Below are 23633 nucleotides of genomic sequence, written 5' to 3'. Positions count from 1 at the left end.
GATGCTCCTCCTATGAAAAATACTGTAAATCTGCTTTAATTTCCAGACTTGGCAAATTATTCAAATACCAATCCCTTAAAAACTGATAATGTAACAATACATCAAACCAACTGATTGTCTGCTGCGGATCCCAAACCTTGAGCAGCCATTCACCAAAATGCGCCTGTTGTGGATCAGCTTCACGGAAAATTGTTACCGTTACATCATTATCCAGTTTTAAAACAGCTGACTGATCAGCTCCTGCTTCCAGCATTTTACCTCCTTTAGCAGCGATAACAAACAATTGATCAATAATTGTTGTCGGCAAATCAGGCTCAGAAATTTGGTAAACGCAACTGTTAATCGGATCTAGTAAGCCAAAATCAACATCAAAACCAAAATCCCGCTTCAAGTAATTGCCAATAGCCAAAAGAATTGTGGCAAACTTTTTAATGTTTTGGTGATCTAATTTAGGATAATAGTCAACTAACAGCAACTGAGTTAAGGTATGGCTGTTAAATCGCAGTAAATGCTTCGTGAAATCCAAATAAAATAATTCTAGCTGACTATTTTTTTCAATATAATATGCCCCACTAGGATCATTTTCAGGAAACTTAAAAACAAAATAACCCGCTGCATTAATTCCTGGATATTCGTGATAAAGTTCATGATATTGATCAGAAGATTGCAAAACGACCCCTGAAAGCTGATGCAAGTCTAGTAGTCGATTCAAAAAAATCAAGTAAAAATCTGAGCGACTATATTGCTGCGGAAATACGATATAAGCCGTATCTAAATGATAAGCTGTCAAGTCTGCAACTGCTTGAAAAAGTTCTTGAGTCGAAGTAGTTGAAATCAATTGATCAAGTAACCGGGTAAAACCAATTCCATTTTGCAAACCTGCTTTTAATTGGTCGTTATAAGACATCAGCCGACCAGTTGTGCTGAGCGTTGCTGGGCTTGGGGATGTTTGTTTAGTTTGATGCGGTTGAAAAGTAACTGTTTTATTTAATGAATCACTCATTTTCAATCTTCACCCGCCCTTTTGTTGCAATCAAATCAGCAATATAATCGCGATATAGTGATTTATTGCGTGCTTCAAAATTTTCAAAACTACCAAATTTAGCAACAATACTTTGCTTTTCATAACCAATCAACGTATCTTCTTTGGAAAGTTTCAAAACATCTTTTTGACTTTCACGAATTAATTTATATGCTTTTTGCGCTTTTTCATCCTGATCAGTTAGTTCTGATAATTGGCTGACCAGCTGTTGTTTATTTTCGCGAATCTTAGATGCTTCCCAAGGGAGAACTTTTTCTTGGGCCAACTGCTTCAATTGTTGTCTTATTTTTTCTTTTTGCTGATCACGTTCAGCTTGGGAATTAATTAAAGCTTGTAATTGATCTGTTTGTTGTGAAATAACAGCAATTTGATCACTATTCAACCGTTTATTTTCTTGTTCAAGTTCAAAAGCACGCTTCAATTTTTGATATTCAATTTCATCAAACTCAAAAGCAACTTTTAAAATATCTAAAGTTCCAAATAAACGGCGATCCCACCAATTGCCGAAGAAAAATTGATAATTTCCTAAACCAGTTTGCTGAAAATAAAAAAAGGGATAAGTTTCTTTTAAATATGAAAGCAAATTAATACTTAAGTATTGACTGATTTGGGCAGTTACATCATTCAGCAAACGTTCGTTGCCAGCATCAGCAGTTCCGTGTTTAGCCTGCATAATCTGATGAGAATAATTTTCCCCATCAATTAGCTGATAAATTAAACGATCATCATGTGCTTGAACCGCATTTAACAGTGTTTGTAAATAACGAATCTTATTTGAAACTTTTTTTTGTAATTCTTTAGCTGATTGTTGAAATTGTTCAATTTCAACTGGACTTACCTCTGCCAAAAAATCCCCTCCTTGAAGCCATCGTTAGTCTTGAGTCTTATTTTATGTAAAAACAAAACCGCAAGCAATTTATTCAATTATAGCATTTAATTGAATTTTGTCCTAAACACACCTCTATAATTAATGAGTTGTATAACTTCGCTGATTTTCATGAATACCAGCAAAAACATACTTTGCAGGATCGTTGGCAAAATCTAACTTCAGTTCAGCTGCTTGTACAGCCTGTTGCCGATAAAGCTGTTCATAGGCAGTAATTGAGATTTCGTGCCGTTCAGCTAATTGCTCTGCCGGATTAATTTGCACTAGCTGCCGCTCAAACCCTGGCTGCAGCAATCCACTGAAAAACTCTGCTTGAGCTCCAGAACCATAACTATAAAAACCGATTCTTTGCCCAGCTTGTAATTCAAGTGAGTTTTTTAAAAGTGACAAAAAGCTCAAATAAAGCGAGCCCGTATACAAGTTGCCTACCTGGCAATTGTACATCCTAGCAGCTTCAAATTGTTTAAATAAACGGACACTAGTAGTCGCGTCAGCTCCGGTAGTTAAACTGCGTAAACCCTTTAAACCTAATTTAGTGTACGGCAAATGAAATAATAGGGCCGCAAAATCCTCAAGTTTGGCACCTGTTTGTTTGATATATTCTTGCCAAACTTGCTGCAAAAGATCCAAATACAGGTTATTAGAAAATTTACCTGCCACTCGAGCTTCAGTTTCACCTAAAGGTCGCCAAAAATCACCAGCATCGCAAGCCGCCGCGGTATTAACATTTTCAAATGCAATAATCCGCGGAGCAGCAGTAACCAGCATTGCAACTGCCCCGCCGCCCTGCGTTGGTTCTCCTGGGGTATTTAGTCCATAACGTGCAATATCAGCCCCAATTACTAAAACTTTTTCTTGAGGATGTAACATTATATATCCCTGAGCAAAATCCAAACCGGCTGTTGCTCCATAACAAGCCTGTTTTATTTCAACTACTCGTAAATTTTTAGGCAGCTGCAATAATCCTGCTAAGTAAGCTGCCGCGGATTTAGAATTATCAACCCCTGATTCAGTTCCAAAAACAACTAAGCCCAACTTGGCACAATCTTTTTCTGTCAAAATTTGGGCAGCAGCATTAGCTGCCAATGATACAGCATCCTGAGTCGGACGAATCACTGCCATTTCCTTTTGACCGATTCCAATCAAATACTTGTTAGGATCTTCTTGACGCTGCTTGGCTAGTTTAACCATATCAATATACAAATCTGATGTAAAAAAACCAATTTTATCGATTCCAACCTTCATAATCTTACTCACTCCTTAAAAAATAAAAGCAGCCCTTAATTATTAACTCCAGGCTGCCTTAATACTCGTAAAACTCATTTGGAAGGAGTACAGAAAAACAAGCCAGTTATTTAATCAACGATGCTATTTTGTGTGACAAACACATGCTAATTAAAAGCCAGTTTCACTAAGTCCTTATTCTCTGCTATCAATTCAACAAACCCTTTGTCTGTTATTTTAACATGAAATCAAGCCTACACAATATAAAACATAGCGTAATCGGTCAATCGCTCAACTTAGGAGTTTCAACTATGAATGTTGCATATAGTTAATCTTGCAGTATCGCAGACAATACCGTAACTATCCTTTATTAAAATATTACCTGCAAACACTAAATTAAGAACTTTTTTTAGCGTTTATCTTAGTGCTGCAAATACTAAAAAAAGTCTTCTACTTTTAATAGCAGAAGGCTTTTGTCATTTTTAGCCCGTATCATCAGCTAATAACTTTGAAAAAAATTGCCAGTAATAAATACTATTGATAAAGCAGTTTTTATGTTATTGCTGGCCAATTGCAGAACACAACCTAAAAATTCCACACGCTGAAGTGCAGAAGAGCGTAAATTATTTATTAATTTTGCCCAGACTTAATAAGATGAAATACCTGTAATACGCTTAATAACCGTATACGATTCACCAAGTAAATAATTAACTTTAACGCTTGAAACAAACAAGCATATTTTAAATTGATTAACTAATCATAAATATAATTACGTGTCATTGGCAGACCAGTTCCACTTGGCGCTTTAACAAGTAAATATTGCATTACGTCAATATTACCAGCCTCAAAGGATGCCGCACACGCTTGTAAGTATAATTGCCACATACGATCAAAACGTTCGCCATATTTCTCGACAACTTGATCTTGAACTTTCTGATAATTTTGATACCACATTTCCAATGTTTTCTGATAATGACGTCGTAGTGGTTCAATATCTGAAAATTGTAATTTAGCTTCCATAATGTGCTTAAGATTTTCGGCAACATTAGGAATATAACCACCTGGGAAAATATACTTATTAATAAATGGATCTACTCCGGCTCCTTCATGTTGACCGGTAATTCCATGAATTAATGCGCGTCCTTCAGGAACCAAGACCTCTTGAATTTTATTGAAATACAATCCAAGATTCTCTTTGCCAACATGTTCAAACATCCCTACTGATGTTACATAATCAAACTGATCATTAATTTCACGATAATCTTTTAGCAACACATGCACTTTGTTTTCAAGATGTCGTTGTTTTATCTGTGCTTGTGTATAATCATATTGCTCTCGGCTTAGCGTAATTCCCGTTGCATCTAATCCAAATTCTTCCGCTGCCGTGAATAATAAAGTTCCCCAACCACTTCCAATGTCTAATAATTTTTTCCCTGGCTGAGTGGCTAATTTACGTAAAATATGATGAACTTTATTAAGCTGTGCCTGTTTCAGTGTGTCAGTATCACGTTGAAAATATGCACAAGAATATGTCATCGTTTCATCTAACCACAGCTTATAGAAATCATTGCCAATATCGTAGTGACTTTGAATATCTTTTGCACTATGCTTTTCTGAATGTGACATTTTAGGCAAGTGCTTTAAAAATGAACTATGAGTTAAAAAACTGTCAGTTTGCCGATAAGCAGATGTGATCAATTCTTGAATACTTCCATCAATTTCAATATCACCATTCATATAGGCTTCACCAAGAACCAATGTTGGTTGATCAGTTAATGACTTAATTGGAATCTCTTTATTTAACCGAACCTTAACGGCTGGTACGCCATCTCCATACTTTTCGGTTTTACCATCCCAATAAGTTACACCAATGGTAATATCAAACGCTTTACTAAACAACTGCTTATAGACCATTTTATCTAACATAATATGCCTCCCTTATTGTTATATTATATACCAAGCTTTTCATTACAGTAGGTTTTAGGCATTAATTGCAAAATAAAACGCCATGTTCGAAGAATTCAATTTTCTTTCTCAATAAGATTTTTGTTCATTTACAAAAAATATTAATTGGCAAATTTCAGATAACCACAAAATGTTGGAGTCAGCTTATTAACTTATTCAAAAAAACAGGTTACAGCCAAGTTTTTCCATTACATTGTAAACGATACCGTCAAAATCCCAATTGATAACAAAAAAATCTGACTAAGATTTCCTTCTTTATTTGCGGGCCTTTATTACGAAAGGCGTGAAGATTGTGAAATATCTCGTTTTATAAGAATTATATAGTGTTCTTTTTAAAAATATTAATTAACTAGTCTTACTAATTTGTAAATAGTTTGATAATATATTAATCTATTATTATGTGATGTTTTTGAACTTCTTATCATCAAGTTAACTAAGAATTTGTTGTAGATGCTTATTGAAATATCGTCAGAATGCTAGAGTAAACTTTCCCAAAATAAACATTTCTCAATCTACATCTAACTAAATTCTATCCATTCATAGCTACAACCGTCTACTTATTTCACAATATATTAGAGGAAAAGAACATGCATAAAAATACTGACAAAGAACAAAATGAAGATGATAGTAAATTATCCCCAAAAATTAATAATGCTTTTCAAAATCATTTCACAAATATTAAAAATAAAAAAACAATCGATCTTTTATTAACAATTTTTACAATTTGCATAGTTTGTTTGACAATACTTTTAACATTTGAAATCTGTGAAAATAACTTTTACATAATTAAGTACGTACACTTATACCTAATATTCACCGTGGTTATGGTTATAACAGCTGCAATAATTATAAAAAGTAATAAATAGTTTAAAAGTGATTCTAACGTGTCCTTGACTTGTCCGAACCCAAGATGAATTTTATTAAAATTATTTTTGTTGCAGCCAATTATTTGCATGCCAATGTTTGTAGCTGAGAAAAAAACTAACAAGCCAATGAAAAATCGATTCTATAAATATTTTCTATCTAGTACCAAATATTATAGAACCGAAATTAACGAATTAGCAGATATGTATCTGGCAGAAAACGTTATCCAGTTTTTTTGGGGGGGTGCATTTTAAGTGTAGCCGGTGGTGCAATGGTAGGCGGTGCTGCGGGAAGCCCTATTAGTGCTGGGATAGGCGCCGCTGTGGGAGCATTTACTTGCAATGAACAACATGTTAGATAATTTATAAATAGCTTTTAGCGATTAGAAATAAAAGATTCTCAATTTAGGTGATGTGCTATTTAGTGGATAGCAGGTCACCTAAATTTAGTTACAACGTATTCTCATAAGTGATAGATGCTTATTTTTTTAATTTAAGTAAATACACTATATACATACAAATTCCGAATCCGATACCTTCAAAAACCGCAGTACAAATATTACTTACATAACTGATTGATGTCCAAAAATTTCCATTTTGGGTGACTGTATCAATTATTGCATTAAGGATATGTGTTGCCACTCCAAAATATATACCTAATCCTATACTCTTCCTTAAATACTTTTTCTTTTTATCTAAATACTCACTTTTATCAACTTCCACAGTATCTAATTTTTTCTTTCTTAAAAAGTAAATGATTGAAAAAAGCGATAAAAAAGATATTAATAAGTTCCCTGCAATAAGGAATATAGCAGCGATTTTTGAATTGTTGACATATAATAACATTGCAACAAAACCTGAAATTAACAAATACCACCAAGTGATTATAAAAGCAATATTTCCAAATTTATCTAATTGGTTTCTCTTGTATTCATCTAATAAACCCTCTATACCGTAAAAAAATTTTATCATCTTGGTTATTATTTTTGTATTCATTTTCTATTCCTCCCAAAAAAGAGTGTTTAAGTCACTGTCTAAAGCTTTAGCAATTTTAAGGCACAACGCTAACGATGGATTATATTTGTTATTTTCTATTAAGGTTATGGTTTGTCTTGTCACGCCAGCTTTACTGGCTAATTCCATTTGAGATAAACCTTTTTCTTTTCTGTATTTTTTTACTTTATTCATATCAATCCTTCCTTTTTTATGCAATATATATATTGCAATTTCAAAATAGCGCTTTTTCTGCTTTGTGTCAATATTAATTTTTTGTACTAGGTTGTTTCATCTTAATGATGGTTTACTTTGTGAAGTTGCATCTTTAGTCCAGTTATGAGTTGATGCAGGAAACATTATATATCCTTCTGAAAGAGAACGAACTGATGTAGTTAGTATAAAACTTGAGACAACTTTTGTGAGAAGGTAAAATTATTTCTTAATTAAGAAAAGAATGTTTCATAATGTCAAAACACTATCCTATCAAATTCAAGCAAAATATTATTGATTTATATCAGTACAAGATTAAGTCAGCTTCTGAATTAGCTAAAGAATATATTGTTGGTTATCCACTATTTTAAAACGAGCTTCTGGTAGTTAAAAGTCGCCCGTTAGTGGCTTCTGATGAAGCTAAGGGTCCAAGCCAAGCGAATTAAACGATTAGAGGAGGAAAATCTGATTCTAAAAAAAGTGCGATGATGCTGGTAAGATTCTTAGAAAGCCTCTGCAAGAATTAGTTTGCCGGCTCGGACTTGTAGTATTAAACGGCTTCAGTGCTTGACGAAACAATTGGGTATTCGATTTATTACATGCAAGAAATGGCGGCCAGTTACCATTATGCCATTAAGAAAGAAGCGACGCAGAAACTGGCTAATCTCCTTAATCAGGATTTCTCAACTAATGAAATTGGTGTTATTTGTCCAACAATTATGGACCTGTACTCTAATGATCATTGGGTATTACGATGGATACAGATTTAGTGCTATGCATCTTGGCCCACGAACTTGGCCACGCCATCGAACACCCTGGAGTTTCAACATCTTTTTTAAGAAATTACTCCCAAGGTGTTCAAATACCAAAGGTTGAAGCTGAAGCTAATCAATTTGCTTTTGATCTGTTGCTTCATGGTTTAACTGAATATGGGGGGTGTTTTAATAAATATGATATTGTCCGAGGACTAGGCTTATCTGACTCAATGGTTAGATTTATCAAATAGACTTTTTCGGGGGAAATTTATTATGAAGAAATGGATGAAAGTTTTACTTGGGGTCATTGTTGCTGTTTTGATTTTGTTTTTTGCTGGATCAGAAATTCATGAATGGTATGTCTGGCGAACACCAAAATACAATTCAACTCAAAGCACAGTTTTGTTATCTGCTGAAGCCGATAAACTAACTAGCGAACAAGAAGAAGCATTTTATAGTTTATCAAGAGCTGCAATCCAAACAGAATTTAAGGATATTAAATTTACTAATCTAGATGATTACAGTTTGTATGTTAGAAAAACCAAAGAAAAACATATGTACTACATCGACTATGTTTGCAAGTCCACTGTTCTTAAAATGAGGTTTGATACCACTATGTATATGAGAATTAAAAATTCTAGTTTGAAAGGCAATACGCATTTTGTTATCTATAATTTTAAATCTGATTTGAGTAAATTTTAGTGAATATAACAGAATAACAAAAAGTGCCTTTTTCAATATGATTGTGTTATCTACATCATCTAGATTTTAGTTTTAGATAACAAAAAGTTTCTGTTATTTTTGAGATTTTGTTATACATTCTGTTATAGATTATGTTATTAAGTTTTTGAACTAAATAAAAAAGCACACTCTCCCTGCCTAAAGTTTGAGTGTGTAGAGTTAGATATTTAGAAAGAGTATGCAATAAGCACACGCTCTTTGCGTACTCTATTTTATGATAGAATAGAGGTAATTTAGATGTTTGAATACAAGAAAAATAAAGCTATCAAAGAAAAAATTTATAAAAACGGCAAAAAGAGTTACTATTTTCAAATTTATTTAGGTACAGATTCTACGGGTAAACCTAAAAGGACCACGAAACGTGGATTCAAAACCCCTGCTTTAGCCAATGCTGCTTATCGTAAAATTCAAACCCAAGTTTTAAATGGGACATATGAAATTACTACACGAAGTAGCAAAACATTCAAAGATGAGTATTTAGAATGGTTCGAAAATCAGTATCGAAATACAGTTAAATCCAGTACACTTTACAAAACCAAACAAATTTTTGATTGCCATATACTACCCGACATTGGAGATTTAGAACTCAATAAGATAACCTCAGATATTCTACAACCAATCGTTGAAAATTGGATTTCAGCATATAAGAAACCAAACATAGTATCTAGATACGCCAAAAGAGTATTTGATTATGCTTATATTAAAAAAGAAATTAGTGCTAATCCATTTGATCATGTCTTGCTTCCTAAAGTTAGGTCAAAGAATGCTAAAGATTCCCACAACTTTTTATCAACTGATGAATTAAAAAAGTTTGTTGAGTACGTTTTGGATAATTCCAGTATTGATGATCCAGGTAAAATTGAATTCTTTAAAACGGTATTTTTTATTACTTTAGCTTATACGGGAATGCGCAAAGGCGAACTCTTAGCACTAACTTGGAAAGATGTTGATTTAGAAAACAAAACTATTGATATTAACAAAACCATCGTCACTAACGAATCTGGTAAAATGGCACTTCAGCCACCGAAATGGGACTCATATCGTAAAATATCAATCAATCAGCTGACTTTTGAAATGCTGAGCAAATTACGAAAAATTAACAATTCAAAGTTAGTATTTCCAAATCAAAAAGATAACTACTTTAATTTGAGCAAGCCAAACAACTGGTTAAATTCAATTATTGATATGGGCTCAGCAGATTATGCAGCAGCTTTTAAATTAACCCATGATCAAAGATATAAGTCCTTTATACCACGGATAACACCCCATGGATTTAGACATACTCATGCTACATGGTTATTTGAAAAGAACCCGGGTATTCTCCCTAAAACTGTTCAAAAACGCCTAGGGCATAAGAATATTGGCGTTACATTAAATATCTATACTCACGTTTCCTCTAATCAAAATGAGCTATTGTCAGAAACTATCAATGATTTATAAGTGAAAAGAAATTCTAAGGTAGTCAAAAAATATTAATTGACTACCTTTTTTATTTTATTGAGGTAGTCATTGACTACATTTGATTTCCACTTCTATCCAATACGGTAGGTTTTAGGCATTAATTGCAAAATAAAAACGCCACATTAATGGAATGCGGCGTCCTAAATCTATCTAAAACGGAATAATAAGGAGAGTACAGGATTTGAACCTGCGCGCCGATGTTAATCGGTTCGCCGGATTTCGAGTCCGGTGCATTACCACTCTGCCAACTCTCCAAACCCAACAACGTTTATTATTCTACCAAAAATAAAATGAAATTGCAATTACTATTTAAATTTATTTAAGACACAAACCTTGACTATGCAGTACTTGCAGCAATTGATCACGTTTAGTGTCTCTTATTCCGAGCTTAGGCGAACAAATTTGATGCGTAAACGAATCAATTCGCCGGTTCGCTTGGCGTAAATCATAATACGTCTTGACAACCTGATCATAATCGGCTAAATCAGAAGCTTTGAACTCTTGGGGATATTCATTTTCAAAAAAATTAAATTCCAATGGTAGACGCGGTTTTAATTGTGGTTGCTGATTAGGTACCCCCACCTGAACTCCCAAAATCGGAAAGGTCAATTTCGGTAAATTCAGCACTTTGATTAGTTCAGTCGGATTATTATTGATACTTCCCAAAATAACCGTCCCTAATTTTAAACTTTCAGCTGCATTCACAAAATTTTGTACCGCTAAAACAGTATCCTCAACTCCCTGCAAAAAGAGATCTGTCCGATGCAATCGTCCATCATCGAATCCAGCCTGTTGGCGAATTTGTTGATTGCGATAAAGATCAACAATAAAAATAAACAAATCCCCTTGGGCACCAACATACGGTTGTCCTGAAATCTCTTGGACACGTTTCCGCTTATTCGGATCAGTTAAATGCAAAACACTACGCTGTTGCGTAAACATACTGGTAGCTGTTTGATTTACAACATTTTCCAGCATGGTTAACTGAGTTGGTGTTAATTGCTGTTTTTTAAACGAACGAATCGAACGATGATTTAACTGCTGCTCAATTGTTTTTGAAATTTCTGTTTCCATTCTATTTCACCCCGAACTTATAAGTTCATCTTTCTACTTTAAATCAGTTTAATCACTTTTAAAACATTAGTATAATTTTACCACAAGTAATGTACTGCTCAATTAAACGGTTTTTTATTATCACAAACTTTACTTTTTCTGATTAATAAAACTACCACATCACTAATTTCAAAATACGTTTGCTTAACATTCAATTTTTGCAATAAATCAGCAATCTTGATCAAAACTCTAGTAAAAAACAGTAGGATTTTAATGTCGTTATGACTTTCCTACTGATTTTTTAGTTAGCTTAATTTTTAAATTTGATTACATTACTTAACGTCCAAAATTTTAACTTGCATATCGCCACCAGGAGTTTCAATTGTTACTTCTTCACCCAAATGATGACCGACCAACCCCTTAGCAATTGGTGATTCATTGGAAATCTTTCCTGCAAATGGATCAGCTTCAGCCGCCCCAACAATTGTATAGGTTTCCGGATCTTCGTCAGGTAATTCTTTAAAAGTAATTGTCTTACCGACTGCAATTTCATCTGCTGCAATATTATCATTATCAATGATCTCAGCATGATTTAACATCTGCTCAATTGTTTTAATTCGACCTTCAACAAATGATTGCTCGTTTTTTGCTGATTCATATTCTGAGTTTTCCGATAAATCACCAAAGCTGCGAGCAATTTTAATTCGTTTGATAACCTCTGCTCGAGTTGAAGTTTTCAAGGTTTCTAATTCATCTTCTAATTTTTTCTTGCCTTCTATGGTCATTGGGTAAGTTTTTTCTTCTGCCATTTATATTCGCTCCTTAAATTTTATTTTTAATTTGCTGATGATTTTGACGTAAAATATCACGCACTTTAGTAACCAGCAAGTCAATTGCTACTGTATTTTCACCGCCCTCGGGAACAATCACATCAGCATAACGTTTAGTTGGCTCAATAAATTGATGATACATTGGTTTAACTGTGCTCAAATATTGATTAATAACTGAATCAAGTGATCTTCCCCGCTCTTGAATATCACGCTGAATTCGGCGAATGATGCGAATATCATCATCGGTATCTACAAAAATTTTAATATCCATCAAATCGCGCAGTTGCGGATCATTCAAAACTAAAATTCCTTCAACGATAATAACTTCACGTGGTTCAACTACTCTGATTTGCTGACTGCGCGTATGGGCAGTATAGTCATACACCGGAACTTGAACCGGCTGCCAAGCCAATAATTTGCTTAATTGATCAATTAAAAGCGGCGTATCAAAAGCATTAGGATGATCATAATTAACCTGCAGCCGCTGTTCCATTGTCAAATCAGCTTGATCTTTATAATACGAATCTTCTTGCAGCATCAAAACAGAATGCCCTGCCAATTGATTGAAAACAGCTTGACTGACAGTTGTCTTACCGCTTCCTGAACCACCAGTCACTCCAATAATCACTGGTGGTTTTCTTGTATACTTTGTCATCAAAACTTCTCCTCACCCACTACTTATTTCTAATTGTTTTGCTTGGCTAATTTTTTGGTCAATGCTTGATGTTCAGCATACGTCTTTGAATAATAAACCTTACCCGTTTTCATATTAGCAATGAAGTATAAGTAATGTTGCTCACGATCTGCTGGATTCAAAACTGCATTAACTGACGCAATGCTCGGATTATTAAATGGTCCCGGTCCGACACCACGATGCAAGTATAAATTATAAGGAGATTTTGTTTTTAAATCTTTGTACGAAACATTTTTTTGATGTTTGCCCAAAGCATATAAAACGGAAATATCGGATTGAATCATCATCCCATCGTCTAATCGATTTTCGAAAACACCCGCAATCCGATAACGATCATTAGCCGTAACTCCTTCTCTTTCAACCAAAGATGCCAATGTTAATACTTTTTGGACTGTCCAATTTTTCTTTTTGATCTGAGCATAATAAGGTGTCAGCATTTGGTCGCTTTTAGCAACCATTTCTTCAACTAGACTCTTCAGACTTTCATTCTTATTCAAATAATAAGTTGCCGGATATAAATAACCTTCTAAACGATACCTGACATTTTTAGCCTTTACCGCTGAGGTAAGCAAGTTCGGATATTTTTTAGCCAATTGCTTCACGAATTGCTGATCGTTAAGTAATTTTAAAAAGCTGGCCTTTGAATATTTCGTTTTTGTTTGGATTACGTCTCCAATTTGATCAGCCGTTACCCCTTCTCTGACCAAAACTTTGCCTGATTTTATTGACTGGCTGGCTCCGCCTTTTTCCAATTTTTTAGCAATTTTACCAAGTGTCATTGACGGTTTAAATTCGTAATATCCCGCTCTAAACTGGTTTAAATTATGTTTTTTAACATAGTAATCAAATACAAAACCACTCTTGATGATCTTCTTATCTTCCAAAATACTACCGATTTGTTTATTTGTACTGCCAATCGGAATTTTAACCTCAGTAACTCGCTCGCTGTGAGGATCTAATGGCTGCATTGCCTCTTTAAAATAATGGTACGCTTGCAAACCGATAACAACTAACAAAATCACAATTAAACAAATAATCCCAATAACTATTCGTTTAGCCAGTGAATTAGTCGTTTGTGGAGTTTCACTTCCAGTAGTCGGCTTTTTCCCGAATTTGAATTTCAAATTATCACTCCATCTCCGCTTGTTAAACGCTATCTGTTATATTATACAAAATAATTCCTTAAAATGCATTAAGATTTACCTAAGCATTTTGTTGTCATCAGTAAATGAGGCTGCAACAATTGTCACAGCCCCAAGGTTAAATCTTATCTTTCTTAAATTTATCTGACAACAGCTCCAAATTCAGCTTCCAACCGACCTAATACTCGTTCAAAATCCTGATTTACCTGTTCATCGGCCAAGGTAGCATCCTGCGCTTGATAAGTTAACTTATAAGCCAAAGATTTTTTATTGGCTGCCATTTTTTTACCTTGATAAACATCAAATAACTGAACTGAGCGTAAGTATTTACCACCGTGATCGTAGAAACAATTAATGATTGCTGCATTTTCAATTGTTTGATCGACTGCTAAAGCAACATCACGCGTGATCGCCGGATATTTTGAAATTGGGTGATAAAGTTCTGCTTGTTTTGGAGCCTCAATAATCTGCTGCAAGTCCAACTCAAAGACATAAGTCCGCTTAATTCGGTATTCCTGACAAACTGCCGGATGAACTTCACCAACAAAACCAATAAACTGCTCACCTAAATAGATATCAGCCGTTCGCCCAGGATGCATTTCTTCATGACTGTCTCCTCTGACAAAACATGCTTGGCTGATTCCTAAACTCTTCAACAAGAATTCCACAATTCCTTTAGTAGTAAAGAAATCGATTCCGTTACTTGGCTCATGCCAAGTACTTGGAGTAAACTCACCAGTTAAAGCCCCAGCAACGTGTTCTACTTCACGCGGACGTACTTGATCAGCTTGGCGATAAAAGACACGTCCCTCTTCATAAAGTGCCACATTTTCAACCTTACGAGCTACATTATAAGCAACATCATCTAATAAACCACTGATTAAATTCATTCTTGCAGTTGTGCGATCAGAACTCATCGGGAAACTCAATTCCGTTACTGCTGAAGGCTCCATCATAAACCGTTGCGCTTTTTTATTATTAGTTAAGCCATACGAAATTGCTTGATCCAGTCCAGCGCTTTCCAGTAACTGACGTGTTTGCCGAATAACCCGTTGTTGATAGGTATAATGACCTGGTGTCAAAACACTGGTCGGCAAGGTAGCTGGCAAATTATCATAACCGTAAATTCGAGCAACTTCTTCGATTAAATCGGCTGGAATACTAATATCCCAACGACTTGGCGGAATAACAACTGTAAAATCAGTTGCCGCAACAGTTACCTGAAAACCTAATCGCTGAAAAATATCTTTAACTGATGCAACTGATAAATTCGTTCCCAAAACTTGGTTGATTTTATCCAAAGAAATTTTAACCGTCACATCTTGAGGTTCAGCGAGTGCTGCCTTCAAGATTCCCTTAGTCAACTGGCCATCACCCAGTTCAGCAATCAGCATTGCCGCTGCATCAAGCGCTTCGGCAACTGTTTTTTGATTGATTCCCCGTTCAAAACGAGTTGAAGCCTCACTATGCAGCTTATGCCGCCGAGCAGTTTGGCGAATTCGCGTTGCATCGAAAACAGCAGCTTCAAGTGCAATTGTTGTCGTCTGATCAGAAACGGCTGTCCGTAAGCCACCCATTGTTCCAGCTAAAGCAGCGGCTCCTTGCTGATCGGCAATTACAATATCTTTTCCTGGACGTAATTGTCGTTCTTGCTCATCCAATGTTTGCAGTGTTTCTCCGTCATGTGCTAAGCGAACGTTTAAATGCTTGCCGGCAATTTGGTCATAATCAAACGAATGTAGCGGTTGCCCATAGTCAAGCAGAATATAATTGGTAACATCAACCACGTTATTGATTGGACGAACACCAGCATTCCACAATCTTTTTTGCAGCCAAAGTGGACTAGCTTTCAAAGTTACATTCTTAATAATGCGAATCAAATAAGTTGGTGCTAAAGTCGAATCAGCCGTTACTTGCAGTAAATCACTCGTTTTTTCAGCTGCGGTTTCGGTAACCTGCGGATGTGAAAAATGTACTGGTTTGTCATAAATTGCTGCCAATTCAGTTGCAGTTCCCCGCATACTCAACATATCGGCCCGATTGGGTGTCACATCAAGATCAATAATTGCTTCATCCATTCCTAAATAGCTATAAACTGAATCTCCTGGTTGAGCATTATTTGGTAAAAAATAAATTCCATTAGCAAATTCTTTAGGAACTACACTTTCTGCAAAGCCGATTTCCTGCAGTGAACATATCATTCCTTCTGAAACTTCACCACGCATTTTACTACGCTTGATTTTTACATTATCGGCAATTCTTGAACCTGGTAAAGCAACGATTACTTTTCGATCAGCTTCCAAATTAGGTGCTCCACAAATAATTTGCAAACTTTTTTCTTGGCCTACATCTACCTGGCAAATATTAAGATGATCTGAATCAGGATGCGGTTTCTTGCTTTGAACATAACCAACAACAATTTTTTTCAAGCCATCAGCCAAGCGATACTCTTCATCAACTTCGACTGCTGTTCGTTCAATTTTTTCTGCTAACTGAGCCGGATCAATCTTTAAATCGACGTAGTCTTGAAGCCATTTTGTTGAAACTTTCATTTTATTTATCCCTTCTGTGAAAATTGTTCTAAGAAGCGAACGTCATTTAAATAAAATTCGCGAATATCGTCAACACCATATTTCAGCATCGCAAATCGATCTGGGCCTAAGCCAAAGGCAAACCCACCATAAACTTCAGGATCAATTCCTGCCATCTTTAAAACATTTGGATGAACCATTCCAGCGCCTAAAACTTCAATCCAGCCAGTTTGTTTGCAAACTTGGCATCCCTTACCGCCACACTTGAAACATGAAACATCCACTTCAACTGATGGTTCGGTAAATGGAAAATAACTTGGTCGTAAACGAATCTCCCGTTCTTCCCCAAAGATTGTCTGCGCAATTTTAGCCAGTGTCCCCTTTAAATCAGCCATTGTAATATGTTTATCGATTACCAGACCCTCGACTTGATGGAATTGATGTGAATGGGTCGCATCATCAGTATCACGGCGATAGACCTTACCTGGAGAAATCATTCTTAAAGGTCCTTGGGAAAAATCATGTTTTTCCATGGTTCGTGCTTGAACCGGCGAAGTCTGTGTCCGCATCAAAATCTGATCCGTTATATAAAATGTATCCTGCATGTCACGTGCTGGATGATCTTTAGGCAGATTCATCATTTCAAAATTATAATGATCCTCTTCAACTTCTGGTCCATCAACAACTTGATATCCCATTCCTAAAAATAATTTTTCAATCTGATCAATGACTTGCATAATAATATGCGGCGTCCCTGTTTTAACCGGCACACCCGGTAAAGTAACGTCAATAGCTTCGTTTTCTAAGCGCTTAGCCGTTAAGAGTGTTTCAATTTTTTCTTTTTGCTCATCGATTGCATTAGTTAATTCATCACGTACCTTGTTGGCAAAGCTGCCAACTTCTGGACGTTGCTCTTTCGGTAATTCACGCATTCCCCGCAAAATCTCAGTAATCGGTCCTTTTTTACCTAACAAATGGACGCGGATTTCATTAATTTTATCCGGCGTTTCAGTTTGTTCGATTTCAGACAATGCTTGACGTTTCAAATCCGTCAATTTATTTTGTAAATTCATGTCATCGTTCCTTTCTGATTGCTTTTTTAGGCAATAAAAAAACCCCATCCCATAAAGGGACGAGGTACGCGATACCACCCTAATTTTGAAGAAACTCTTCTTCAACTCTCAACTTAATAACGGCTTTAACCGGCCAACCTTTCACCGACATACGTCAAATCCCGGCTGACAACTCAGAAAATGAAATTCAAACCACTCTCTCAAGCTAATTTCAGCAATAATAGCTTTCTCTGTGTCGATCGTTGATTTTACTAGTTTTCTTCGTAGTTTTTCAAACAATAAGTTTATACGCTTTAAATTAATTAGTCAAGTCTTAACGGCAATCAGCCAAACTGAACCATTTTTCCGCCCAACTATGAATCTCGCTCATAATCGGTCGTAAGTCTTCACCCTGTTGTGTTAATTGATATGTCGGCCGTCCATCAGCTGCAATCTGTCGTGAAATTAAACCATCATCTTGTAATTCCCGCAAACGTTCAACCAAAACCCGGTCACTGCACTTATCAACCTTTAATGCCAGATCCTTAAAACGTTGCGATCCCTCTGTCAGTAAAACATCAATAATTAATCCATTCCATTTTTTCCCAAGAATTCCAAAGGTTTTCTCAAATTTGGGACATAATTTATACTTTGTTGTACTCATTGCTACTCCCCCTCGAATTTTATATATCATTTTACACTATTTTAACATAAAAAAAAGATTCGCTCCATCTTTTAGGCGAATCTTCTTACAAAATAAAATTAATTAGTTATTCCCAAATGCCGCTTTAAACGTTTTTCATATCTGACTACTAACGGACGACTAAATTCACTAGTAGCTTCATACTTATCAACCAAAGTCACGATATAGCCCTCTGGATAAAGTGGTGGGGCAATCGTTGCTCCCCACATATGCTTTAAAATAATATCACGTTCCAGTTTACTCAAATGGGTAAATTTTTCAGCATTTCTAACTGCTATTCGTGGATGAATCCAAGCATGAGTGCCACTGCTGAATTTTGTTGTTCGCCAATCATAGTAAAACAAATCATGCAACAACCCTCCACGAGCGGTTGCACGAGCATTTAAATTAAGTCTTTTGGCAATTCGATAACTATCATAGGAAACAGAAATCGAATGTTCCAAGCGATTAGAAAAATAGTGCTGTTTATAATTAGCCAACCGCTGGACCTCCGGACGAGCCAACAATTCACCAACATAACTTAAGTATTCTTGATCTTGCTGCCATTCATCTTTTTTCATGCAATACCTCACTTTTAATAGCTACTCTCATCATAGAAATTATTCAGATTTTTTTCAAGAAAAACAGTCGCCCAAACTGAATATTTAAAAAAAATTAATAATTAATCTGCTTGAAAAAGATAAAACATCAAAATACCAGCAGCAACTGCAACATTCAAAGATTCTGCCTGCCCTAAAATTGGAATATAAAGATTCTGATCGGTTAAACTTAGTAATTGCTGATTTATGCCGTTTCCTTCATTTCCCATAATCAATGCTAAATCAGACTGTGGTTTAATTGAACGATAATTTTTAGCTTGCGGACTAACTTCAGTTCCCCAAACTGTTATTTGCTGCTGTTTGAATTTAGTTATCCACTCAGTTAAGTCGCCCTTAAATAAATGAATGTGAAATTGACTCCCTTGCATTGCCCGAACTACTTTTGGTTGAAACAGATCAGCTGTTTGCTGACCAAATACAACCCCAGAAAAGCCAGCAGCATCTGCTGTTCTAACCATTGTTCCAATATTTCCCGGATCTTGGACACTATCCAGCAGCAGCCATGCTCCATGAACTTGGGTAGGAATTGCCAGCGACTCCGACGGAAGCTCTGCAATCGCAAAAATACCTTGTGGCGTTGCTGTACCGCTTAAATGTTTTGCCACAGCCGTAGAAATCTGAATTGTTTCAATCGCCGGATCTGTTAGTGCCGTAAATTCTGCGGTATATCTAAAATCAGCCGTTAATAACAGCACTTTCAACTTAATTCCAGCTCGCAAAGCTTCTTTGACCAAGTGCCAACCATCCAGCAAATAAGCCTGCTGTTGTTGACGACCCTTTTTATTCTCTAATTTCAACCATTGTTTAAGACGTGCATTTTGTACCGATTCAATTTTTTCCATTTAAAACTCCATTTGATTAATTAATAGGTAACAGTATAACATAGATAAATAAAGAAACCATAATCTTTCAAGGAGGTTAGTCAATGATTACTGTTAAAATTTCTGTCTATGGGCTGGTTCAAGGGGTCGGATTTCGCTACTGTACAAAAATGGTTGCCGATCGACTAGGTGTTGTCGGGATTGTCCGAAATGAAGCTGATGGTTCTGTTTATATTGAAGCTCAAGGATCTATTGCTGTAATCAAAAAATTTATCGCTGAAATAAAAAAATCACCCACGCCCAGTGGAAGAGTTGAACGAATTGCAGTTAAAGAATTGTCATCAAAAAACTACCACGGTTTCAAAGTTACCTATTAATAAAGCCTAACAATTTGTCATTTACTGGTGAACTAAATTGAAAAAGACCGCTAGATAAAGTATAGTAAATTACGTAATTCATTTGAAAGGAATTGAATCATGAAAAAAATAAAGCGTTTGACTATACTGCCGGTTTTTTTATCAGTAGCCATCTTCCTTAGTGGCTGCGTTCAAAGAACCAAGAGCGGTAAACCATATGGATTCGTTTATGACAATCTAGCTATTCCCACGCAGCATATCATGCTCTGGCTTTCCAGTCATCTCGGCGACAGTTTAGGTTGGGCAATTATTGTCTTGACCTTTGTTGTTCGCTTGGTACTGATGCCATTGATGCTGCAGCAATCAAAAAAAGCTACTATTCAGCAAGAAAAAATGTCATCTCTACAGCCGCAAATGCGTAAAATTCAGGAACGGCAAAAAGCAGCCAAGTCCAAAGAAGAACAAGCAGCTGTTAGTCAAGACATGATGCGGTTATACCGTGAAAATGGCGTTTCATTGACTGGCGGCATCGGCTGCTTGCCAATCTTGATCCAGATGCCGATCTTTGCAGCTCTATACGCTGCAATTCAATATTCACCAGAGCTTTCTGGTTCTTATTTTATGGGAATCAACTTAGGCCAAAAAAGCTACATTTTAGCTGCCTTGACTTTTCTGATATATTTACTGCAAGGTTACTTATCGACGCTAGGCATCCCTAAGGAACAAAAAAAGCAGATGCAATCCATGATGTTTATGAGCCCCATTATGTTGGGATTCATGACCGTTGTCGCTCCGGCTGGGTTAGGACTTTATTTCTTTATTGGTGGTATTTTTGCTTGTATCCAAGTCATCTTGATCAACTTTATGCGGCCTAAGATCCGTGCTGAAATCCAAGCTGAATTGAAAAAAAATCCGCCAAAGAAAATTATTCATGAAGAAGAAAAAATTGTACACGAAAAGGCTAGTCAAACAGTTACTCATATGAAACAAGAGTTTAACACTGCAAAAAAAGATACACAAAAAAATCGTAAACGTAACGCTGGTAAACAACACCGTAAATAATTCAGTTATATATATATACTATATTGGTATTGCTATAAAATTTAGCAACACCAATTTTTTTGCTTGCTAACAAAATTATGAAAATATTGATTACAGTTGAAGCTTTAAAACCAGCAAAAACAGCCCAAGTTTGAGAAAAATGGGCTGTTTTCAAATTACTACAATTCAGTTTACATTCAGATTATCTACCATTTGACGAAATTTCACTTTTATTTTTAGAATCAACAGTCGGCTTGGCAGGTGCTAAGGGTACAAAAATTCTAAAAATTGATCCCTGACCAACTACACTCTCCAAGGTTAATTGACCATGATAACCCTCAATCAGCCTTTTAGCAATTGATAACCCAAGACCATTTCCACCTTTATCTCGACTTCGTGCTTTATCAACCCGATAAAAGCGATTAAAGACACGGTCAATATCCTTTTGTGCAATTCCTTCACCAAAATCTTGAACGGCTATTTCTGCATAACGATCATTTTTAGAAACTGACAAATGAATCTCCAAACGATCTTTGGAGTATTTAACGGCATTGTCCATCAAAATAATCAGAACCTGCTCCAAATGGTTGCGATAAACTTTAACCGGCGTCGCCTGCTTTAAATCGTTATCTAACACAAATACAAATTCTGGATGAATCATTTTAAAATTATTAAAAACTTGCAAAGCTATTTCACGAGCATCAGCAATTTGATTGCTAAAATTGATTTCAACCTGCTCTGCGCGCGAAAGATCCAGCATTTCTTGAACTAAACTTTTCATGCGATTGATTTCTTGCAAAGATGCTGCAATCGACTCTGCCAAAACTTTAGGATCATCTTTTCCCCAGCGATTTAATAACTCCAAATGACCTTGAATAATTGCTACCGGTGTGCGCAATTCATGCGAAACATCTTCAACAAATTGCTGCTGCTGCTCAATATAACGTTCCATTCGATCTAACATATCATTAAACAAACGGCTCAAGTCCGTCAATTCATCATTGTGATCAGTCACTGGCACTCGAACATTCGCAATCGGATCATCTTGTTCTTGATCATCATTAATCTGCTGAATAGTCTCGTTGATCGAATCAATTGGACGCAATAACCACGTAGCCAAAAAATAACTCAGTAAAGCACTGGCCAAAGCCGCTGTCAGCCCAAATACAATAAAAATCAACAATAATTTGCCGCGTGTTGCATCATAGTCGACCAAGCGGTTAGTTACTTGAATGTATCCAAGCAGATGATGATCTTTTTTAGCAAAAATTGGCTGCCGTTTAACATAGACATCAACAGCCTGCTTAGAGATAAAACTAGCCGTTGTAGCACTGTTAGTTGAAAATTTGACTGGAACGGCACGGGAAGCAAAAACTCGCTGTTTAGCGGTATTATAAATGCTAACACCAATATTCTTTCGCGAAAGTGTAACAAAAACATCATCACTATATAAACTTCCATTGGAACTTCGCTGCTGAGCAACCGAATCAACATTTGAACTTAACAACGGCTGGACATTCTTCCTAGTCAGTTTGCCCTCTAAGTTACTCAACTTATTGCTTGTAACCGCCAATGCATCTTTAGCATACTGCTGTTCTTGGCGTAACAATAGATTGGAGAAACTCTGAAAAAGTAGAACCGAAAAAATGATGTATATGATTAAGACACCGATAGCCGTTCCAATTGCCCATTTCATTTTTAAGGAAAAACGGCGGGAAGTTTCCTGCCGCTGCCGAACTAATTGCATAATTTTTTGACCTTTTCTCACGAACGCATCACGTACCCTGTACCTCTAACCGTTTGAATATAGCTTTCTTCCCCTGGGCGATCAATCTTATTGCGTAAATAACGAATATATACATCAACCACGTTAGTTTCAATTTCTGATTCGTAACCCCAAACTTTTTTTAATAAAACATCACGTGAAAGAACAACATTGATGTTTTCCATTAAAGCCAGCAGTAATTCGTATTCACGTTTAGTTAATTCAATTACCTCATCGTCACGACGAACTACCCGATTTTCTTTTTCAATTGTTAAGTCGCGGAAAGTAACCTTGGTTTGTTTCGAAGCATTTTGTTCACTTTCAATATCAATCCGCCGCAAGAGTGCTCGCAAACGAGCCAGTAATTCTTCAATTGCAAAAGGTTTTACAATATAATCATCAGCCCCATGATCAAGACCTGAAACCCGATCAATTACAGAGTCACGTGCTGTCATCATAATGATCGGTGTGCTTTTTACCTGCCGAATTCGCCGACAAACTTCAAGTCCATTTAAAACCGGCAGCATCAAGTCAAGCAAAATTGCATCCCAATCGCTTTCTAAAGCCGCTTCCAATCCAGTTCGTCCATTATAATGAACCGCAGTTTCATAGCCTTCATGTTGTAATTCCAGCTCAACAAAACGGGCTAAATTTTTTTCATCTTCAATTATTAGTATTCGACTCATCTTTTACACTCCTGTTTAATTAATTATTAATTTCGCTTAGTTACCCAATTTCTAATTTAACACAAAAAAAGTGTTTCGTCCTGAATTTTCATTAACTTTCTATCAATATCTTCTAATTGTAAATTAAACTAGCAACTTAGTTATGCTTAACCTTTACTTTACTGATAATTGTGCAAAAAGAAAAGACGTGACTTGGTCGCGCCTTCTTGTGCTAAAT

22 protein-coding genes, 1 tRNA gene and 1 other annotated feature are annotated in these 23633 nt (G+C 35.9%); of the genes, 5 read left to right on the top strand and 18 right to left on the bottom strand.

All coding sequences use genetic code 11. The features are described from left to right. Positions 1-10 precede the first annotated feature (10 nt). The 6 genes from FC89_RS02505 to FC89_RS02475 form a co-directional block, all read right to left on the bottom strand. Complete coding sequence (locus FC89_RS02505; protein WP_057870977.1) at positions 11-1003, bottom strand: hypothetical protein; 993 nt, start codon at positions 1001-1003, stop codon at positions 11-13. Then, positions 996-1889 (bottom strand): hypothetical protein, encoded by an 894-nt coding sequence (locus FC89_RS02500; RefSeq protein ID WP_057870976.1) that lies wholly within the window; start codon positions 1887-1889, stop codon positions 996-998. Before FC89_RS02500 ends, FC89_RS02505 begins: the two co-directional genes overlap by 8 nt. Before the next feature lie 120 nt (positions 1890-2009). Continuing rightward, positions 2010-3173 carry a hydroxymethylglutaryl-CoA synthase gene (locus tag FC89_RS02495; RefSeq protein WP_057870975.1) on the bottom strand — a complete coding sequence of 388 codons (1164 nt, stop codon included), beginning with the start codon at positions 3171-3173 and terminating at the stop codon, positions 2010-2012. Between the two features lie 732 nt (positions 3174-3905). Further along, positions 3906-5078 carry an SAM-dependent methyltransferase gene (locus FC89_RS02490; RefSeq protein ID WP_057870974.1) on the bottom strand — a complete coding sequence of 391 codons (1173 nt, stop codon included), beginning with the start codon at positions 5076-5078 and terminating at the stop codon, positions 3906-3908. A 1382-nt stretch (positions 5079-6460) separates the two neighbouring features. After that, on the bottom strand, positions 6461-6976 hold the full coding sequence (locus FC89_RS02480; RefSeq protein WP_057870972.1) for a DUF3278 domain-containing protein: 516 nt from the start codon (positions 6974-6976) through the stop codon (positions 6461-6463). A 3-nt stretch (positions 6977-6979) separates the two neighbouring features. Further along, positions 6980-7168 carry a helix-turn-helix transcriptional regulator gene (locus tag FC89_RS02475; RefSeq protein WP_057870971.1) on the bottom strand — a complete coding sequence of 63 codons (189 nt, stop codon included), beginning with the start codon at positions 7166-7168 and terminating at the stop codon, positions 6980-6982. 772 nt (positions 7169-7940) lie between these two features. On the opposite strand from FC89_RS02475, the gene FC89_RS02470 reads away from it, so the two are divergent. The 3 genes from FC89_RS02470 (at position 7941) to FC89_RS02460 (ending at position 10122) form a co-directional block, all read left to right on the top strand. After that, positions 7941-8192, top strand: a complete 252-nt coding sequence (locus tag FC89_RS02470; RefSeq protein WP_057870970.1) for an ImmA/IrrE family metallo-endopeptidase — start codon at positions 7941-7943, stop codon at positions 8190-8192. Between the two features lie 22 nt (positions 8193-8214). Then, positions 8215-8643, top strand: coding sequence for a hypothetical protein (locus tag FC89_RS02465; protein ID WP_057870969.1), 429 nt, complete (start codon positions 8215-8217; stop codon positions 8641-8643). Between the two features lie 276 nt (positions 8644-8919). Then, the gene (locus tag FC89_RS02460) at positions 8920-10122 is read left to right on the top strand and encodes a tyrosine-type recombinase/integrase (RefSeq protein ID WP_057870968.1); all 1203 of its coding nucleotides are present in this window, start codon (positions 8920-8922) and stop codon (positions 10120-10122) included. 187 nt (positions 10123-10309) lie between these two features. Here the strand turns inward: FC89_RS02460 and FC89_RS02455 are convergent. The 10 genes from FC89_RS02455 to FC89_RS02410 form a co-directional block, all read right to left on the bottom strand. After that, positions 10310-10397, bottom strand: a tRNA-Ser gene (locus FC89_RS02455). Positions 10398-10458: 61 nt separating this feature from the next. Then, on the bottom strand, positions 10459-11217 hold the full coding sequence (locus FC89_RS02450; protein ID WP_057870967.1) for an NADPH-dependent oxidoreductase: 759 nt from the start codon (positions 11215-11217) through the stop codon (positions 10459-10461). A 311-nt stretch (positions 11218-11528) separates the two neighbouring features. Next, the gene (greA, locus tag FC89_RS02445) at positions 11529-12005 is read right to left on the bottom strand and encodes a transcription elongation factor GreA (protein WP_057870966.1); all 477 of its coding nucleotides are present in this window, start codon (positions 12003-12005) and stop codon (positions 11529-11531) included. 13 nt (positions 12006-12018) lie between these two features. Beyond that, entirely contained in the window at positions 12019-12681 is a 663-nt protein-coding gene (udk, locus tag FC89_RS02440; RefSeq protein WP_057870965.1) for a uridine kinase, read from the bottom strand. 29 nt (positions 12682-12710) lie between these two features. Next, positions 12711-13844 (bottom strand): endolytic transglycosylase MltG, encoded by a 1134-nt coding sequence (mltG, locus tag FC89_RS02435; protein WP_057870964.1) that lies wholly within the window; start codon positions 13842-13844, stop codon positions 12711-12713. A gap of 158 nt (positions 13845-14002) precedes the next feature. Beyond that, positions 14003-16414: a phenylalanine--tRNA ligase subunit beta gene (pheT, locus tag FC89_RS02430; RefSeq protein ID WP_057870963.1), complete on the bottom strand. Its 2412-nt coding sequence runs from the start codon at positions 16412-16414 to the stop codon at positions 14003-14005. A gap of 5 nt (positions 16415-16419) precedes the next feature. Further along, entirely contained in the window at positions 16420-17466 is a 1047-nt protein-coding gene (gene pheS, locus FC89_RS02425; protein ID WP_057870962.1) for a phenylalanine--tRNA ligase subunit alpha, read from the bottom strand. Positions 17467-17518: 52 nt separating this feature from the next. Next, positions 17519-17740, bottom strand: a binding site (T-box leader). 39 nt (positions 17741-17779) lie between these two features. Continuing rightward, entirely contained in the window at positions 17780-18109 is a 330-nt protein-coding gene (locus FC89_RS02420; protein ID WP_057870961.1) for a winged helix-turn-helix transcriptional regulator, read from the bottom strand. Positions 18110-18207: 98 nt separating this feature from the next. Next, entirely contained in the window at positions 18208-18708 is a 501-nt protein-coding gene (locus FC89_RS02415; protein WP_057870960.1) for an HD domain-containing protein, read from the bottom strand. Between the two features lie 101 nt (positions 18709-18809). Then, the gene (locus FC89_RS02410) at positions 18810-19589 is read right to left on the bottom strand and encodes a TrmH family RNA methyltransferase (RefSeq protein ID WP_057870959.1); all 780 of its coding nucleotides are present in this window, start codon (positions 19587-19589) and stop codon (positions 18810-18812) included. Between the two features lie 83 nt (positions 19590-19672). Here FC89_RS02410 and FC89_RS02405 point away from each other — a divergent pair, with 83 nt between their 5' ends. Continuing rightward, positions 19673-19945: an acylphosphatase gene (locus FC89_RS02405; protein ID WP_057870958.1), complete on the top strand. Its 273-nt coding sequence runs from the start codon at positions 19673-19675 to the stop codon at positions 19943-19945. A 99-nt stretch (positions 19946-20044) separates the two neighbouring features. Then, complete coding sequence (yidC, locus tag FC89_RS02400) at positions 20045-20986, top strand: membrane protein insertase YidC (protein ID WP_057870957.1); 942 nt, start codon at positions 20045-20047, stop codon at positions 20984-20986. Between the two features lie 181 nt (positions 20987-21167). Here yidC and FC89_RS02395 read toward each other — a convergent pair whose 3' ends face one another. Next, on the bottom strand, positions 21168-22712 hold the full coding sequence (locus tag FC89_RS02395) for a sensor histidine kinase (RefSeq protein ID WP_057871002.1): 1545 nt from the start codon (positions 22710-22712) through the stop codon (positions 21168-21170). 17 nt (positions 22713-22729) lie between these two features. After that, positions 22730-23416: a response regulator transcription factor gene (locus tag FC89_RS02390; protein WP_057870956.1), complete on the bottom strand. Its 687-nt coding sequence runs from the start codon at positions 23414-23416 to the stop codon at positions 22730-22732. Positions 23417-23633: the final 217 nt, after the last annotated feature.

The organism is Liquorilactobacillus ghanensis DSM 18630 (assembly GCF_001435235.1).
In the GTDB taxonomy this organism is placed as follows: Bacteria; Bacillota; Bacilli; order Lactobacillales; family Lactobacillaceae; genus Liquorilactobacillus; species Liquorilactobacillus ghanensis.
Note: the sequence above shows the minus strand (reverse complement) of the source record. Positions and strands in the feature narration are given on the sequence as shown.